General features: G+C 56.4%; 11 protein-coding genes and 2 pseudogenes. 6 read left to right on the top strand and 7 right to left on the bottom strand.

The features are described from left to right. Positions 1-57: 57 nt before the first annotated feature. Both QZH36_RS01680 and QZH36_RS01675 read right to left on the bottom strand, forming a co-directional pair. Positions 58-1,587 carry a carboxylesterase/lipase family protein gene (locus QZH36_RS01680; RefSeq protein ID WP_301729509.1) on the bottom strand — a complete coding sequence of 510 codons (1,530 nt, stop codon included), beginning with the start codon at positions 1,585-1,587 and terminating at the stop codon, positions 58-60. Between the two features lie 440 nt (positions 1,588-2,027). Further along, the gene (locus tag QZH36_RS01675; RefSeq protein ID WP_301729508.1) at positions 2,028-3,356 is read right to left on the bottom strand and encodes an MFS transporter; all 1,329 of its coding nucleotides are present in this window, start codon (positions 3,354-3,356) and stop codon (positions 2,028-2,030) included. Positions 3,357-3,665: 309 nt separating this feature from the next. On the opposite strand from QZH36_RS01675, the gene QZH36_RS01670 reads away from it, so the two are divergent. After that, entirely contained in the window at positions 3,666-4,589 is a 924-nt protein-coding gene (locus QZH36_RS01670) for a LysR substrate-binding domain-containing protein (protein ID WP_253453985.1), read from the top strand. Here QZH36_RS01670 and smrA read toward each other — a convergent pair. Both smrA and QZH36_RS01660 read right to left on the bottom strand, forming a co-directional pair. After that, positions 4,586-5,152, bottom strand: coding sequence for a DNA endonuclease SmrA (gene smrA / locus QZH36_RS01665; protein WP_253453983.1), 567 nt, complete (start codon positions 5,150-5,152; stop codon positions 4,586-4,588). The genes QZH36_RS01670 and smrA overlap by 4 nt on opposite strands. A 72-nt stretch (positions 5,153-5,224) precedes the next feature. Then, positions 5,225-6,178, bottom strand: a complete 954-nt coding sequence (locus QZH36_RS01660; RefSeq protein WP_301729507.1) for a sugar-binding transcriptional regulator — start codon at positions 6,176-6,178, stop codon at positions 5,225-5,227. 166 nt (positions 6,179-6,344) lie between these two features. Between QZH36_RS01660 and dalD the strand changes: the two genes are divergently transcribed. The 4 genes from dalD (at position 6,345) to fnr (ending at position 11,470) form a co-directional block, all read left to right on the top strand. Next, positions 6,345-7,739, top strand: coding sequence for a D-arabinitol 4-dehydrogenase (gene dalD, locus QZH36_RS01655; RefSeq protein WP_301251723.1), 1,395 nt, complete (start codon positions 6,345-6,347; stop codon positions 7,737-7,739). 10 nt (positions 7,740-7,749) lie between these two features. After that, on the top strand, positions 7,750-9,219 hold the full coding sequence (gene xylB / locus QZH36_RS01650; RefSeq protein WP_301729506.1) for a xylulokinase: 1,470 nt from the start codon (positions 7,750-7,752) through the stop codon (positions 9,217-9,219). Positions 9,220-9,274: 55 nt separating this feature from the next. Beyond that, the gene (locus QZH36_RS01645; protein WP_253453976.1) at positions 9,275-10,567 is read left to right on the top strand and encodes an MFS transporter; all 1,293 of its coding nucleotides are present in this window, start codon (positions 9,275-9,277) and stop codon (positions 10,565-10,567) included. 147 nt (positions 10,568-10,714) lie between these two features. Continuing rightward, positions 10,715-11,470, top strand: a complete 756-nt coding sequence (gene fnr / locus QZH36_RS01640; RefSeq protein WP_125287641.1) for a fumarate/nitrate reduction transcriptional regulator Fnr — start codon at positions 10,715-10,717, stop codon at positions 11,468-11,470. A gap of 519 nt (positions 11,471-11,989) precedes the next feature. Here the strand turns inward: fnr and QZH36_RS01635 are convergent. The 3 genes and pseudogenes from QZH36_RS01635 to QZH36_RS01625 form a co-directional block, all read right to left on the bottom strand. Next, a complete protein-coding gene (locus QZH36_RS01635; protein WP_253453975.1) occupies positions 11,990-12,637 on the bottom strand; it encodes a hypothetical protein in 648 nt (215 codons plus the stop codon). After that, on the bottom strand, positions 12,637-14,877 hold the full coding sequence (locus tag QZH36_RS01630; protein ID WP_301729505.1) for a M23 family peptidase: 2,241 nt from the start codon (positions 14,875-14,877) through the stop codon (positions 12,637-12,639). Before QZH36_RS01630 ends, QZH36_RS01635 begins: the two co-directional genes overlap by 1 nt. A 96-nt stretch (positions 14,878-14,973) precedes the next feature. Further along, a pseudogene (locus tag QZH36_RS01625) lies at positions 14,974-15,216 on the bottom strand (helix-turn-helix domain-containing protein); the annotation flags it as partial. Between the two features lie 24 nt (positions 15,217-15,240). Between QZH36_RS01625 and QZH36_RS01620 the strand changes: the two are divergent. Further along, positions 15,241-16,505, top strand: a pseudogene (locus QZH36_RS01620) (Tn3 family transposase); the annotation flags it as partial. Positions 16,506-16,687 lie beyond the last annotated feature (182 nt).

The raw sequence follows: 16,687 nt of genomic DNA, 5'->3' as shown, positions 1-16,687 counted from the left end.
TGCGCCTGTTATTTGTTTTTTAATCCGTTATAAATCCAGCGGGACGATGTTAAAAAATTATTCGCGGAGTTTAACAATATTTTTCATCAGCAGGCGAAACAGCTGCATCCGTCTGCGCATAAAGTTTTTCTCCAGCCTGAGCGTCGGGCCCGTTTCGCCGAAGCGCATCATTACGTCTGCGCCAGGCTGCCAAACCGGCCAGTCGGGTTCGCCTTCGAGCCGGTGAGAAAAGAGGCTGGCGTGGCGGGCAAAATTCAGCCAGTAACCGCTAACCTTTTTAGCAAACTCGCGATCGCCTGCGGTAAAGGGGCGATCGCCCATTTGCGTGGTCAGCTCGTCGAGGGTATTGAGCGTATAGGGGATCTCATTGCCGTGCCAGGTTCCTTCAGGATAAAGGTCACGCGAATTTTCTGATACGTAATCGAAGTAGTAGCGCCAGACAGGGATACCTTTGCGGGCGTGGGAGAGTGCGGCGATATAGCCCATGGCGGTAAAAGTCATATCACGCGCCACCTGCCTGCCGAGCTTGTCGTCATCATACAGGCCGTCGTACAGCAGGCGGATCATTTTCATACGCAATCCCAGGCGCTGCGTGGCGCGCAGCTGCCGGATAATCAGCGCGGGATCGACCCCAAAATAGCTGAGGACGCTGGCCTCATCGCTGTTGCTGCCGATCATTAACGGCAGTTTGTGCTGGGCGGCGTTGTTAAAGACTTTCAGCATGGGTACGGGTAAAACCCGATCGCCCGCTATCGCCACCGGGCCGTTAGCCAGCGAACTCTCCAGCGGCCAGAAGGCGTCGGCAGGCAGCGCGCGCAGCTGCTCCGCCGTGGCGTGCGGCAAATCAAAATGGCGGGCCAGCTTTTCGCCGTTTGCCAACGCCTTTTCGCGCGGTAGATCGGGCAGAGCATAGGGGCTTTGCGCGATGCCTTTATGGAACAATCCAACCGAAAGCGGCGAGGAAAAAAGCGAAAGCACGCTGCGCGCGCCGGATGATTCTCCGAAGATCGTTACGTTATGCGGATTGCCGCCGAAGGCAGCGATATTACGCTGTATCCATTGCAAAGCAGCGATTTGATCCAGCAGCGCAAAATTATTGACGACTTCGCCCGGCGCATACTCTTTATCCAGCGCCGGATGCGCAAAAAATCCCAGATGACCCAGCCGATAGTTAAGGGTAACCACCACCACGCCCTGCGAGGCCAGCGGCTGGCCGATATAGGGCGCCAGGCCCGCCGCGCCAATGGTAAAACCGCCGCCGTGGATCCAGACCATGACCGGCATTGGGCCCGCCGGCTCCGTTTCCGGCGTCCAGACGTTCAGATAGAGACAATCCTCACTGAACGCGCCCGGATCGCCGCCGCCCACCGCCATGCAATATTGCCGGTTCTGCCAGCTGGCCGCCCCCCATGCCGTGGCGTCACGCTCTCCCTGCCACGGCGTTACCGGCTTCGGCGATCTCCAGCGATACTCGCCGACAGGCGGCGCGGCATAAGGTATTCCCCTGAAAACAAAAACGTCCTTATCCAGACTGCCGCACAGGGTCCCTTCTGCCGTCCTTATCCTTATCAAGCGTTCGTTTTTCATTGCTGCGTCCTGAGTAATCTGCTGACTATTATTTGCAAGCGCCACGGCAAAGTCCAACAGGTGACCTCATTTACAGAAAATGCTTACGGTCCCTTAACATTTGGATCATGCTCTTCCAATTTTTCTGATTATTAATCAAATGATTATTATTTATCGAACCGTTCAGTTCATGCTGTAATTTGCAGCCTGCTAATCAACAGAACCGGGAAATCAACGTCGTTCTTTTGCAAGGCGTAAGGGGATATTTACAGCCAAAGTCAGCTCAAGCCGCATCGTTTCCGACACGGCTTTGATAACGAAATGGCGACGGCGGGCTGAAAGCTATTACCGCATCGTTTCCGACACGGTTTGATAACGAAATGACGCTGGCTGGCTGAAAGCTATTACCGCGCCGTTTCAGGCATGCGTTTGACGACGAAATGACGACGGCTGGCCGGAAACTATTCTTCGCTACGCTGGTGGCCGAAGCGGTATTTCGCCAGCAGCATCAGCGAGGTCAGCACAGCCGGAATAGCCAGGCTGGAGAAAACTTCCGTAATATGCCAGCCCATCGCCAGCATCTGCGCGCCGGCAAAGGCGCTGAGAATAGCGCCCATGCGCCCTACGCCGTGCATCCAGCTGGAGCCGGTCGCGCGGGCGTGGGTAGGATAATAGCTGGCCGACAGCGCGTTCATGCCGGTATTAGCCCCGTTAAGGCAGAAACCGCTGCAAAAAGCGACCAGGCTCAGCATTAGCGTATTTGCTGGCGCGTAGCCAATCGCTACCGTCGCGATAGCGCCGGTAAAGTAGATGGCGGCCAGCGCCAGGTTGGCGTTAAAGCGATCCATCATCCAGCCGGCAAACAGCGAGCCAACGGTGCCGCCGGCCTGATACATGGCGGTCACCAGCGCGGCCTGCGTAACCGTCATGCCCATATCTTTCACCAGCGAAGGTAGCCAGCTGCCGATCAGATAGACCAGAAACAGCCCCATAAAGTAGCTGCCCCACAGCAGCACGCTGCCGGAGAGATAAGGTCGCGTCAGCACCAGCTTCACCGCGCCCTCGCGCTGCGCTTTTTCCGCCATGGCGAACTGGCTTCCCTGCTGTACCTGGCCCGGCGCCATTTTTTCAACTATCTGCCGGATGCGCTCTACGGGCGCCTGCCGCGACAGCAAAAAGCGCACCGATTCCGGTAACCATTTCAGCAACAGCGGCACGATCAGCAGCGGCAGCAGCCCGCCCAGAATCAGCACGGCGTGCCAGCCGTAATGAGGGATTAGCCAGGACGCAGCAAAGCCGCCGCCCGCCGCGCCGAAGGTAAAGCCGCAGAACACCACGGTAATAATGAAAGCGCGCTTGCGTTCGGGAGAGTATTCCGCCACCAGTGTGCCCACGTTGGGCATGGCCGCGCCCAGCCCAAGGCCGGTAAGAAAGCGGAACAGCATCATCTGATCGGCGTTATGCGAAAAGGCGGTCGCCAGCGTCCACAGGCCAAAGAAAAAAACGCTGCTGATGATGATGACGCGACGGCCAAAGCGATCGGCTAGCGGGCCGGCAAACAGGGCGCCCAGCGCCAGACCGATCAGCGCGGCGCTGATGATAGCGCCCAGCTGCTGCGTGGTGACGCCCCAGGAAACCTTAAGCGCCGGCGCGATAAAGCCCATCAGGGCGATATCCATGCCGTCCATCGCCACTACCGCAAAGCAAAGGGCGATAATACGTTGCTGATAACGAGTGACGCCGCCTTCGTTGATCAGGGCGCGGACATCTGTCGCAACAATACTCTCCACGTTAACGCTCCATGGCCAGCAGTGTGCAAAGCGGCTGGCGTCGGTTCCGAAAAAAAGTGTTGGCTATCATAACGGATTGTTATCGATTTCACCCGGTGAATTACCCGTTTGTGTAGCAATTTCCCCGAAAAAAGCAAGCATCCGCAAGGAAAAAAAGGGCTTTTATCAGTAAAGGTGATGAGGCTATTGCCTCCGGGCGGCGAAAAGTGATGGAAAAACGCCCTTATGTTAATGAAATTTTGCAATAAGGTTAACAGTATTCCAACGCGCCGCTTGCCTGCCCGCCACCTTGCTGACTACGCTGCAGTTATGGAAAAAAATTACCTGTTTAATCAGCGCATTCGTCTGCGCCATCTGCATACTTTTGTCGCCGTGGCGCAGCAAGGCACGCTGGGGCGCGCCGCCGAGGTGCTGTCGCTTAGCCAGCCTGCGCTGTCAAAGACACTGAACGAGCTGGAAGAGATGGCCGGGGCCAGACTGTTTGAGCGAGGCCGTCTTGGCGCGCAGCTGACCACGGCGGGCGAGCAGTTTCTGACCCATGCGGTGCGGATTCTGGATGCGCTTAACCATGCCGGTCAGTCGCTCAGCCCCGTGGCCGCGCGCGATCCGGCCGTGCTGCGCATCGGCGTGTTAACCACGGTAGCGCTGGGGATGCTGCCTTCAATTCTGGAACGCTTTCACCAGCAGCAGCCCAGAACGCTGGTTCAGGTCGCTACGCTGCACAACAACGTGCTGCTTGCCGGACTGAGAGCGGGCGAATTTGAAGTTGGTATTGGCCGCATGGCCGAAACGGAGATGATGACCGGGCTGACCTACGAGCTGTTGTTTCTGGAGTCTTTGCGGCTGGTGGTAAGGCCCGAACACCCGCTATTAAGTGACAACGTCACGCTGTCGCGGGCGCTTAACTGGCCCGTAGTGATTTCACCGGAGGGCACCGCGCCGCGCCGTATCGCCGATGCGATGCTGAAAGATCACGGCTGCCGCCTGCCGGACGCGGTAGTGGAAACCTCTGCGACCTCGCTCGCCCGTCAGCTGGCGCTTCGCTATAACTATGTCTGGTTCGTGCCTTCCGGCGCGATCAAAGACGACCTGCTGCATAATGCGCTGGCCGCGCTGCCCGTCGCCTCACATGGGCCGGGCGAACCGGTTGGCATCATTACCCGTACCGGCGCGCCCCTTAGCCGCAGCGCCGAAGTGCTGATGGCGACCATCCGTAAATCCCACTCCGGCTAGCGGCTGCGCTTGGCGTGCCGTTCGCGATTGTCCAGGCGCGCCTGCTCGCTTTTACGTAGCCCCACATAGCAGGCGCCGTTGCCGCCGTGCTGCGGCTGAGCGCTGCAAAACGTCTGCACCTGATCAAACTGCTGTAGCCAGCGCGCCAGATAGCTGCGGACGATATTGGCGTGCGATTCATCCTCTTTGCCTTTGCCATGCACGATCAGCAGATTGCGGTAATTTTCGCGCTCCGCCTGCAGCATAAAGCTGTAAAGCGACTGACGGCAGATTTCCACCGGCTGACGCAGCAGATTAAGACTGGCATCGATCTGATATTTGCCCAACCGCAGCTTATCCAGCACGCCCTGCTGGATCCCCTCCGCTTTGTATTCCAACGGCGTTTCCCGGGGGATAACGGTCAAAAAGCCGCTGGTCAGCGGATTATCCAGCTGCTGCTCTTCCTGGCGCTGGCGAGGCGATTTCGTCGAAGGGGATTTTAACCAAAGAATGTTGCTGCAATCCTTGAGCGGCGTAACGTCTTCCATCGCGTCTTTAAACAGGTCTTCATCATTAAAGCTCATGATACAGGTTCCCCGGTGGCCACGATTAAGGATAGTGTAATGGTATCCTCACCGGGCCGCTCTGGCAAAACTTCAGGCGGACGCCGCCAGCGCATAACGTGCGCTCGCCTCGTCGGTGACCAGCCCGCTGATCCAACCGCCCTTTAGCACGGCGGCTATCGCCCGATGCTTTTCGCTGCCTCCCGCAAAGGCGACGATATTGCGTTGGGTATGGGCCGTCAGCCGCACGCTGGTCAAACGGCTGTCCAGAGCGGTTGCCGCTCTTTCGCCTTCCTCACCGATAAAATGGCCAAGCATCTCTGCGGCCACCCGATCCGCCAACAGCGTGGCCACTTCATCGTCGCTGATAAAGCCATCCGCGTTCAGCGGGCAGCCCGGCGAAACCTGACCAATGCCGACAAACATAATATCCGCCTGGGCGGCCTTCTCCGTAACGGTGCGGTAGATGCGATGATTGCACCACAAATCGCGATCGTCGACGCTGTCGGCATACAGCGGCGCGGGCAGGATAAAATAGCGTCCCTGCGTTTTTTCCGCCATCCACAGCGGCACATCGTAACGGGTACAGGAGCCGTCACTGGCGATAGCGCCGATCAACGAAACGCAGCTGTGCTGCGGCCTGTCCAGCTCTGGCAGCTCGTTGATAGTGGCCCGCAGGGTTCTTCCCGATCCTACCGCGACAATTTGCGGCCGCTCGCTTTTCAGCGTTTGCGCCATCACTTCCGCACCCGCTACGGCAATCATCTGCTGTAAGCCGCTGCCTTCCACATTGCCAGACGGCACTACCTGACAAAACGCCAGGCTGAATTTTTCCTGTAGCTGCTGCGCCAGCGTCATGCAGTCGGCCACGGCATGATTGACGCTGACGCTCACCAGCCCCTGTTCTGACGCCAGCGCCACCAGCCGCTGCGCTACCTGACGCGATACGCCAAGTTTTTCAGCGATATCCTGCTGAGTTTCTCCCGCCACGTAATACATCCAGGCTGCTCTGGCCGCCAGATCCAGCTTTTTGTCGTGCTTGCTCATTGTGATATCCCACTCCTTAAGCCCAATCCGAATAATTGCCCGATTGACGGGCAAAAGCAAATTTTGTGATCGCTCCCGCAGACCGTTGGTAAAAAATTCACCAGGCTGTAACGCAACTAAGCAAAAGCTCAACACAAGAGCAAAAGCCCATTTACAGGAGAGAATGATGACCGCTGCTTCCCCCTCTGTCTGGTTACATATCGGCGCCGGTTCTTTTCATCGCGCCCATCAGGCCTGGTATCTGCATCGTCTGTTGCAGCAGGACGGCCCGCGCTGGGAAATCGCGCTCAGCAATATTCGCGATGATGCCGTGCCCTTGCTGAATGCCCTGACGCAGCAAAACGGCGAATACGTGCTGGAAACGGTCACCCCAACAGGCGAACGTCAGTATGAGAAAATTACCTCAATCAAACATATCGTCCCGTGGGACGCCGGGCTGACGGCTATGGTTGCGCGAGGCGCAGACGCCGCCACGAAAGTGATCGCCTTTACCGTCACCGAGAGCGGCTACTACCTGGACAGCGACCACCGTCTCGATCCGCGTCACCCTGATATTACCGCAGATTTGCAGGGCGAAGCGCGCACGCTTTATGGCGCGTTACGCCGCGTTTTGCAGGCGCGAATGCAGGCGCATGGTCAGCCGGTTACGCTGTTAAACTGCGATAATCTGCGGCATAACGGCGAGCGTTTCCGTGAGGGCTTTCTCGCTTTTCTGCGTTTATGTCACGACGATGCGCTGCTGGCGTGGGTAACGGAGCAGACGACCTCGCCCAATACGATGGTGGATCGCATTACTCCGCGCCCGACGGCGGATATCGCCCCGCGCGTGCTGGAAGCGACCGGTTTTGCCGACAGCGCACCGGTTATGGGCGAAGCCTTTATTCAATGGGTGGTTGAAGATAACTTTGCCGCCGGACGACCTGCACTGGAGAAGGTCGGCGTGACCCTGGTCGACTCCGTTCTGCCGTGGGAAGAGGCGAAAATCCGCATTCTTAACGCCAGCCACAGCTGCATCGCCTGGGCAGGGACGCTGGTCGGACAGGACTTTATTCACCAGAGCACGCAGACCCAGGCGATCAAAGAGATGGCCTGGGAGTATGTGACCCAGGACGTTATTCCCTCGCTGTCGCCCAGCCCGCTTGAGCTGGAAGCATACCGCGACGTAGTGTTGGCCCGCTTTGCCAATCCTTATATCCGCGATACCAACCAGCGGGTCGCGGCGGACGGCCTGTCAAAAATCCCGGGATTTATTACGCCGACCCTGACGGAATGCTACGCCCGTGGCGAGACGCCTCGCGCGACGGCGGTGCTGCCCGCGCTCTTCTTCCTGTTTTTACAGCGCTGGCATCGCGGCGAGCTTCCTTATGTCTATCAGGATGGCGCGCTGGAAGCAGAAAGCTGGCACCGCATCATGGCAAGCCCGGACGCGCTCGCACGTTTTGCCGCCGACGAGGCGCTGTTTGGCCCGCTTGCCCACGATACCGCCTTTGCCACGCTGCTGGCGGAGACGGTTGCCACGCTCGATGAATGGGCCAAAGTCCCTCAACCGGTGAACGAGTAAGGAGTCGGTAATGTATCTCGGGATCGATCTTGGCACCTCTGAAATCAAAACGCTGGTTATCGATGCCGCAGGCGAAATCGTGGCCGCCAGCGGTGTAAAACTGGACGTACAGCGGCCGCAGCCCCACTACGCGGAGCAGGATCCGCACAGCTGGTGGCTGGCGCTGGAGCAGGCCATTGACGAGCTGCGCCAGCAGGCTGGTGCTCGCTGGCAGCAAATCCGCGCCATCGGGCTTTCCGGCCAGATGCATGGCGCGGTGCTGCTGGACAGGGAAAATCAGGTATTGCGCCCGTGCATATTATGGAACGACACGCGTAGCGCAGCCGAGTGCGAGGAGCTGACGCAACGGGCTGCCGACCTGCACAGCGTGGCGGGCAATCTGGCGATGCCCGGTTTTACCGCGCCGAAGCTGCTGTGGGTCGCCCGCCATGAACCCGAGATTTTTTCTCGCATCGCCAGCGTTCTGCTGCCTAAGGACTATCTGCGCTGGCAGATGTGCGGTGAAAAGATCAGCGATATGTCCGATGCCGCCGGTACGCTGTGGCTGGATATCGCCAGGCGCGACTGGTCGGATGCCCTGCTGGCGGCCTGCGGGCTGAACCGCGACCAGATGCCGCGGCTGACGGAGGGATCGCAGCCCGGCGGCAGGCTACAGGCTGATGTCGCGCGGCGCTGGGGCTTGCAGGAAGGTATAGTGATTGCGGGCGGCGGTGGCGATAACGCGGCCAGCGCGGTCGGGCTGGGGGCGATCGAACCCGGCGACGCTTTTATTTCCCTTGGCACCTCCGGCGTGCTGTTTGCGGTCAACGATCGTTTTCGTCCCGCGCCCGCCTCTGCCGTACACGCTTTTTGCCATGCCTTGCCCGATCGCTGGCACCAGATGAGCGTCATGCTGACGGCGGCCTCCAGCCTGCGCTGGCTGTGCGATCTGCTGAACGCCAGCGAAACCGATCTGCTGGCCAAGGTGGCGGCGCTAAGCGAGACAGTTCAGCGCAGCGCCCCGCTCTTTTTGCCCTACCTTTCCGGTGAACGCACGCCGCATAACGATCCGCAGGCCACCGGCGCTTTTCATGGTCTGACCCATGCCACTAACCGTGCAGCGCTGGCCTATAGCGTGCTGGAGGGCGTCGCCTTCGGCATTGCCGACGGCCTACAGGCGTTGCGGGCGGCGGGCACCGAGCTGGAAAGCTGTTCGTTGACCGGCGGCGGCGCGCGAAGCGGGTTCTGGGCGCAGCTGATTGCGGATACGCTGGATCTGCCGATAGTTACCCATCAGGGCGGCGAAGCGGGCGGCGCATTGGGCGCGGCGCGTCTGGGCTGGCTGGCCGACGGCGGCGATCCGGCCGAGGTCTGCCGTAAACCTGCCGTGCTGCGGCGCTATCTGCCCAATGCGCTTCGTCATCATCATTTGCAAAGGCGGCTCGACCACTTCCGCCTGCTCTACCAACAGCAGCGCGATGCTCGCGCATCCGGTTTCTGAACACTGATGCGGACGCCTCAGGCGTCCGTCACCTGCACGCCTGAGAGGAAATATGATGAAATCAGCCAATAACTGGTTCGGCCTCCCCTTGTCGTTAATATGGGGTTATATCGCCATCGCCGTCTTTATGAGCGGGGACGGCTTTGAAATGGCTTTCCTGTCGAAGCACATTACCGATCTCGGCTTTTCGCCCGCGCAGTCTGCGCTGGTGTTCACGGTTTACGGCGGCGCAGCGGCGCTGGCGGCCTGGAGCTCCGGCGTAGTCGCGGAGATCATTACGCCGCAGCGCGCAATGCGTATCGGTTTTCTACTGTGGGTAGTGATGCATATTCTGTTTATGACGCTGGGCCTGGGGCTGCGCAACTATCCGCTGATGCTGCTGTTCTACGGCATTCGCGGTCTTGCCTATCCGCTGTTCATTTATTCGTTTGTGATGCTGATTGTGCAGAACGTGCCTAAACACCAGCTCTCTTCCGCCATGGGCTGGTTTTGGGCGATGTATTCCATCGGCATCGGCTGCGTCGGCAGCTATCTGCCCAGCTTTACCATTCCCTGGCTCGGTGAAACCGGCACCCTGTGGTTTGCTATAGCCTGGGTAGCGGCTGGCGGGCTGATGGCGATGACTCTGCTGCGCAAGGTCGGCGGCGAGAGCGAGAAAGCCAATCTTTCCCCACGTGAAAAACTGACCGAGCTGTCGCGGGCCGTGACCATTCTCTTCACTAACCGCAACATCTTCCTGGCCTGCCTGATCCGCATTATCAATACGCTGTCGCTGTTTGGCTTTGCAGTGATTATGCCGATGCTGTTCGTCGGGCGCCTGGGCTTTACCATGTCGGAATGGCTGCAAATCTGGGCGGTATTCTTTTTCGTTACCATCTTCACCAATATTATGTGGGGTGTGCTGGGCGAATATATCGGCTGGATCCGTCAGGTGCGCTGGTTTGGCTGCCTGGGCTGCGCGATTTCCAGCCTGGCCTTCTATTACCTGCCGGTGACCTTTGGTCATAACTTCTGGATGGCGCTGGTGCCCGCCGTCATGCTGGGCATTACAGTCGCGGCGTTTGTGCCGATGACGGCGGTATTTCCCGTGCTGGAGCCGAAGCATAAAGGTGCGGCGATCTCCATCTACAACCTCTCCGCTGGCCTGAGCAATTTTCTTGCGCCCGCCATCGCCTCGCTGGTACTGCCCTTTTTTGATATCAAGGGCGTGGTCTGGACCTACACCGCGCTTTACCTGTTAGCCGGGGTGCTGACGTTGATTATTCAGGTAGAACAACCCTCCAGAAAAAGCGCCAAAAACAACCTTAATAACTACGGTTCAACGGCCGCGACGCCCGATAAAACGTAGGTTTGGCTTTTGGCACTTTTTTAAACGGGACGTCACCAAAAGTGACGTCCCTGTTTTTTATGTGGCTAAAAAGGCCTGGATGAGTTCCCTTTGCTGAGCAAAAAATGTTAAAATTGACCTCAATCAATAATCACTCGAGCCAACACTATGATCCCGGAAAAACGTGTTATCAACAGACGTATCCAGTCTGGCGGTTGTGCGATTCACTGTCAGGATTGCAGCATCAGCCAGCTCTGTATTCCTTTCACGCTGAACGAGCACGAACTCGATCAGCTGGATAACATCATCGAGCGCAAAAAGCCTATTCAGAAAGGGCAAACGCTGTTCAAAGCCGGTGACGAACTGAAGTCGCTGTACGCCATTCGTTCCGGGACCATCAAAAGCTATACCATTACCGAACAGGGCGACGAGCAGATCACCGGCTTTCACCTGGCGGGCGACCTGGTAGGCTTCGACGCCATCAGTGGCGGTCAGCACCCCAGCTTTTCTCAGGCGCTGGAAACCGCTATGGTCTGCGAAATTCCTTTTGAAACCTTGGACGATCTGTCTGGCAAAATGCCCAGCCTGCGTCAGCAGATGATGCGGCTGATGAGCGGCGAGATTAAGGGCGATCAGGAGATGATCCTGCTACTGTCGAAGAAAAATGCGGAAGAGCGTCTTGCCGCCTTTATCTATGGCCTTTCCCGCCGCTTCGGCGAGCGCGGCTTCTCCCAGCGCGAATTCCGTCTGACCATGACCCGTGGCGATATCGGCAACTACCTCGGCCTGACGGTTGAAACCATCAGCCGCCTGCTGGGCCGCTTTCAGAAAAGCGGTATGCTGGCGGTGAAAGGCAAATACATCACTATCGAAAATCATGAGGTGCTGTCGCAGCTGGCTGGTCAAAGCCGCGCGATTGCCTGATGCTATGCCGGACTGGTTCGCCAGTCCGGCTGCTTTTCTTCGACCGGTGACCCGGTGCGTTAATCCATCTGTTTTTCCATTCTCTGGCCCGGTGCGTTAATCCGGCCGGTTTTTCATTCTCTGGCCTGGTGCGTTAATCCGCCTGTTTTTCCATTGTCTGGCCCGGTGCGCTAATCCGGCCGGTTTTTCATTCTCTGGCCTGGTGCGTTAATCCGCCTGTTTTTCCATTGTCTGGCCCGGTGCGCTAATCCGGCCGGTTTTTCATTCTCTGGCCTGGTGCGTTAATCCGCCTGTTTTTCCATTGTCTGGCCCGGTGCGCTGACCTGGCAGTTTTGTCCATCCTGCCGCTTTCTTTCGGGGTCTGACGCTCCGTGGAACGAAAACTCAAGCCAGGAGATTATGGTAAGCCAGGATAAGCAAAAAGATCCTTATTAGATCCTTTTGCTTGTGAGAACCTTAGCTGTTTATATGGCTCTGAATTGGGCTTATGAAGAATTTCAATCGCAGTCAATTATTTTATTATTCCGACAAACCCATTTCGACCGTTTCAAGAGATTTAAGCATATAGGGGGTGAAATCTACTTCTTTCCCGTCGACGAGTTTGAGCATCGATCTTGAACCGCAGAAAGCAGAATAGCTCTGGTTTTGTATCAGGCAGAATGACATTTTTTTCTTCACCCCTTTCTTTTTTTCCTCCAGGGGAATATTGCGGTTTACTATCGCATAGCCACGGGCATTGACGGACCGGATATTATACAGATCCAGAGGCTGCAGCTCACTCAGGCTTTTAATGCCATAAACTTCAAGGGAACGTTGTGTACTTTCCCTGCTCAGGGCGTACTTTTTCTTTTTCCACTGTCCTGTTTTTTTATCAAGGTAGATCCTTTCAGGCAGGACCTGTCCCGGTCCGTATCCGTTGCTGATGACATCTACAGCATACAGACAAAGCCATGGGCTGGGACCTGATGGTGGATATTTATTATGCTCAGCTGGGTAGAATAATTTTAATGAAACAATTCCACAGCCTGTATCCGCCAGGTAGTCATATCGATGTAATGTTTTTTGGTAAAAAGGCAGAGCACTGAATTTGTCTGGAGTAGTAATCTCGGGGGTTATTTCTCCTGAGGAAAAAAACGGGATTGCCATCAGCAGTAATAATTTTTTCATCAGCCTTTCCTTAGCTGGTCTGATTCGGGTTTTTCGTTGACCGGGTTGTTATGGCTGTCCGGGAATTTCTGCTCGGTGAGGACGGCTATCGCGCTGCCGTAGACGCAGCAGCGGGTATCAAAGCCATTCAGCCCCTGATAGTGTTCGTTATCGATCTGACCCGGCAGGTTAACGGCGGCGCTGGCCTGCCAGAAGGCCTGGCTGCGATAGTAAATCTTTATCCCGCTCCGCCGGGGAGTGACGCTGCACCGCTCCAGCACATGTTCGGCATCAGCGTAGGGGGCCATACTCATTGAAACCCAGTAAAATCCGGCGCTGCTGGCCGCCTCATAGAGGTCGCTGCTGACGTTATTCCGCCACCGGATAATGTTCTCCGGGACGTGGTTTTCGGTATCAGACAGGTGATTGTCGGTGTAGCGAAGTGGGCGGTGTGCATACAGACGACGGTATTCATTTATCAGGGTGTTCCTGATATTTTCCGGGCAGGTTCGCCCCCTGAAGCTGAAATAATTAAAGTAGTTTTCAGGGTTAGTCAGCTGTAACAGGCCGCGCCCGTACCACGGGTAGTACCAGATGTTGTAGCGTCGAATGACCTGACGCGTGCGCGGGTCTGTTTCCGTATAGCGATACCCTTCCTCCATCGACCCCAGCCAGCCCGTTTCCTGAATGCCGTTTCCCAGGAAACAGGCGATGCGCAGCGGGGTGGTTATCAGGTATTTCTGCATTGCCCTGTTTATGTGCGTGCGGATGTTGTCCGCGACGCTGCCGGCGCCGTCCCGGTAGGTGATGGCCTCCCAGCGATAATCATTCCGGCCGGCCATTCTTAACAGGTTCCGGGGAACAAGCTGCTTCAGCTCTGACTTGCTGAGCCAGCAGCACTTGCGGAAATGGGCAATAAAAGCCGTCGGATGAAAATGCCACATCCGACCAGTACCGAGTTCTCCCGTGTCAAAGCACAGCGCTGAGGCATGACTTTTCAGCCGGGCATAGTCCTCATCAGACATGGCAGGAACATCGTCAGAGCCGGTTCTGAGCCAGGCATAGCGCGGGTCAAAGGTGGCGGCATTCCACTCCACCGGAAAATGGCAGACCAGACGGCTGCTCGGGTCGCTGAGGCGCCCGCTTTCCTGTAATGCGGCGATAAGAGGGGAATTACACTGGCTGTTGTTGTCCGTGTCATCGTCCACCATCCGCCACCCCGTCCAGTGCGGGAAGTCGGCATCGCTGAATTTTTTGATGTCAGGGGAAGCCAGATTGACCATGCCCGTTCCGCCGGGGAAGCTGACGGTACGCCACAGCGGGGCATCAGCGGGCGTCAGAGTTTCATGTCCGGTACTGATGACCCGGCCGAAACGGAGCAGTTCGAACCCGGCAGACGGATTCTGCGGGTACAGTCTACGGGCTGTCCGGTACAGACTGTATTCATACGGAATTTCATCATCAGCTACGGCATCGGTGTTGACCAATGGCTCCCCCACAGAGTCGAAAAGTGCCGCCGCAGTAGCGCTCTGTCTGCGGGTGACCATCGTACAGTCGCCTTTTTCGAAGGTCATGCTGACGTACAACGGTTCTGTGCTGGTATGGACAAAATTAAGGTGGTCTGTGACCGGTGAGCTTGCGTCAGGCACATGGTCATAAAACTGTGTGCCTGACGGTAAATAAAAATGGATATCGCCGTAAACCGTGTCGGTTCTGCCGTCACGGGTGATATCGAGTTCAGGCGTGGTGCGTCTGGTCAGTTTCAGCATGTTTTCGTTGTCACAGAACACCTCAAAGTGAAAGGCATTCACGTTATCCACCGTACCGCTCTGCCCGATGCGGTCCTTGCGCCAGATTCTGGCACCGTCCCTGATGGCGGGGGCCAGCCGTTCCCGTAGATGCATGTACAGGGAGTAATACACGACGCTACAGTTTTCACCGATATCGGTCTGATGCTTCAGCAGCACGTACCCGTCATTGGTTCTGCCATCATAATTCAGCGGGAATGCATCGCGTTTGTCTGTGGAAGACGGAGAACGAAAAGAAACAACCTCCCCGTCCGCAATGGCGCGGACGAACTCAATGCGGTCGTAGCCTTCCTCGCGGCGGTCGGTGTGGAGAACATGCACACCACCGTGCCATGACGCATGCCGGTTGAGCGGGAAGTCCCGGTTTATATCCACGGGCATCATTCTGTTGACCCATGACGGATCGCTTTCTCCGGCGTTCCGGGGGCGAACAAACGGCGGGCTGATTATCATGCTGACTCCCTGTCGGGTCCGAAATTTAAGAGGTCGCAGGGTAACGCACTTTTATTTATACAAACGTTGATGACGGACAGGGAAAGCGGCAAATCATTATGCTTCGCTCAGAATTTTATAGACTGTTGAGCGGGCAATATTCAGTCGGCGGGCTATTTCTGATGCATCCAAGCCTTCCTGCCGTAGAGCCAGCACCTGTTCCGGGTTGAGTGTTCGCTTGCGGCCAAAGCATATGGCTTTCAGCTTTGCCGCCTGTCTGCCTTCGTTTGTACGTTCCAGAATTCTCTGTCTTTCGGCTTGGGCTACAGCCGACAGAATAGTGACTACCATGTTTCCCAGAAACGAATGAGCAAACAGGTCAGTGATCTACTCCCGACTGTGGATTTGACAGAGCTGTTGCTCGAAATCAACGCCCATACCGGATTTGCTGATGAGTTTTTCCATGCCAGTGAAGCCAGCGTCAGAGTTGACGATCTCTCCGTCAGCAACAGCGCCGTACTAATGGCCGAGGCCTTCAATATCCTCCTGGAACCCCTGATATGATCATGTGATCCTGCCCTGACCCAACACCGACTGAACTGGAAAAAAGCAAACTACCTTCGGGCTGAAACTATCACCAGTGCGAATGCCAGGCTGGTTGATTTTCAGGCAACACTGGCGCAGGTCTGGGGTGGTGGCGAAGTGGCCTCTGCAGGCGGAATGCACTTTGTTACGCCGGTCAAAACAATCAATGCCGGACCGAACCGCAAATACTTTGGCCATAACAGGAGGATCACCTGATACAACTTTATGTCCGATCAGTATTCCGGCTTTCATGGCATCGTTATACCGGGGACGCTGAGGGACTCGATCTTTGTGCTGGAAGGCCTTCTGGAACAGGAAACAGGGCTGAATCCCACCGAAATTATGACCGATACCGCAGGGGCCAGCGATCTCGTCTTTGGTCTTTTCTGGCTGCTGGGATACCCGTTTTCCCCGCGCCTGGCTGATGCCGGTGCTTCGGTTTTCTGGCGCATGGACAATGACGCCGATTATGGCGTACTGAATGATATTGCCAGAAGGCAGTCAGATCCCCAAAAAATAGTCCTTCAGTGGGACGAAATGATCCGGGCCGCAGGCTCTCTGAAACTGGGCAAGGTACAGGCTTCGGTGCTGGTCCGTTCATTACTGAAAAGTGGACGCCCCTTCGGACTAACTCGGGCAATCATTGAAGTGGGACGCATTAACAAAACGCTGTATCTGCTTAATTATATTGATGATGAAGATTATCGCAGGCGCATCCTGACTCAACTTAACCGTGGAGAAAGCCGCCATGCCGTTGCCAGAGCTATCTGTCACGGTCAGAAAGGTGAGATAAGAAAGTGATATACCGACGGTCAGGAAGATCAACTGGGAGCATGGGGCTAGTCACTAACGCCGTCGTGTTATGGAATACTATTTATATGCAGGCAGCCCTGGATCATCTCCGGGCACAGGGGAAAACCCTGAATGATAAAGATATTGCACGCCTCTCACCGCTTTGCTTTGCCACGGACATATCAATATGCCCGGCCATTATGGCAAAACTGGTGACAAAAGGGCATCTGCGGCCATTAAAAGAGGCGTCAGAGGAAGACAATATTGTTTAATGTGAGTTTTCGTTCCACTGAGCGTCAGACCCATTTTCCGGCTTACCTCTTGCCTTTCACTATGCTGTCATAGCCCCCGTTTAGCCGTTTTCGCGCGGTGGAAAAGCGGGCAGACGACCGTACCAGCCGCTTTTAGCGATCCTTTTGTTATAATATTGATCTGGCTATAACTTTTTCTTTCT

It is taken from the genome of Erwinia wuhanensis (assembly GCF_030484085.1).
Taxonomy (GTDB): Bacteria; Pseudomonadota; Gammaproteobacteria; order Enterobacterales; family Enterobacteriaceae; genus Erwinia; species Erwinia aeris.
The sequence above is the reverse complement of the archived record's forward strand: the minus strand, read 5'-3'. Positions and strand labels throughout refer to the sequence as shown.

Excerpts from the sequence above, each read along its gene's own strand:
- QZH36_RS01630 (WP_301729505.1), bottom strand. The coding sequence starts at position 14,877 with ATGATAATCAGCCCGCCGTTTGTTCGCCCCCGGAACGCCGGAGAAAGC.
- fnr (WP_125287641.1), top strand. The coding sequence starts at position 10,715 with ATGATCCCGGAAAAACGTGTTATCAACAGACGTATCCAGTCTGGCGGT.
- dalD (WP_301251723.1), top strand. The coding sequence starts at position 6,345 with ATGACCGCTGCTTCCCCCTCTGTCTGGTTACATATCGGCGCCGGTTCT.
- QZH36_RS01635 (WP_253453975.1), bottom strand. The coding sequence starts at position 12,637 with ATGAAAAAATTATTACTGCTGATGGCAATCCCGTTTTTTTCCTCAGGA.
- xylB (WP_301729506.1), top strand. The coding sequence starts at position 7,750 with ATGTATCTCGGGATCGATCTTGGCACCTCTGAAATCAAAACGCTGGTT.
- QZH36_RS01670 (WP_253453985.1), top strand. The coding sequence starts at position 3,666 with ATGGAAAAAAATTACCTGTTTAATCAGCGCATTCGTCTGCGCCATCTG.
- smrA (WP_253453983.1), bottom strand. The coding sequence starts at position 5,152 with ATGAGCTTTAATGATGAAGACCTGTTTAAAGACGCGATGGAAGACGTT.
- QZH36_RS01680 (WP_301729509.1), bottom strand. The coding sequence starts at position 1,587 with ATGAAAAACGAACGCTTGATAAGGATAAGGACGGCAGAAGGGACCCTG.
- QZH36_RS01645 (WP_253453976.1), top strand. The coding sequence starts at position 9,275 with ATGAAATCAGCCAATAACTGGTTCGGCCTCCCCTTGTCGTTAATATGG.
- QZH36_RS01660 (WP_301729507.1), bottom strand. The coding sequence starts at position 6,178 with ATGAGCAAGCACGACAAAAAGCTGGATCTGGCGGCCAGAGCAGCCTGG.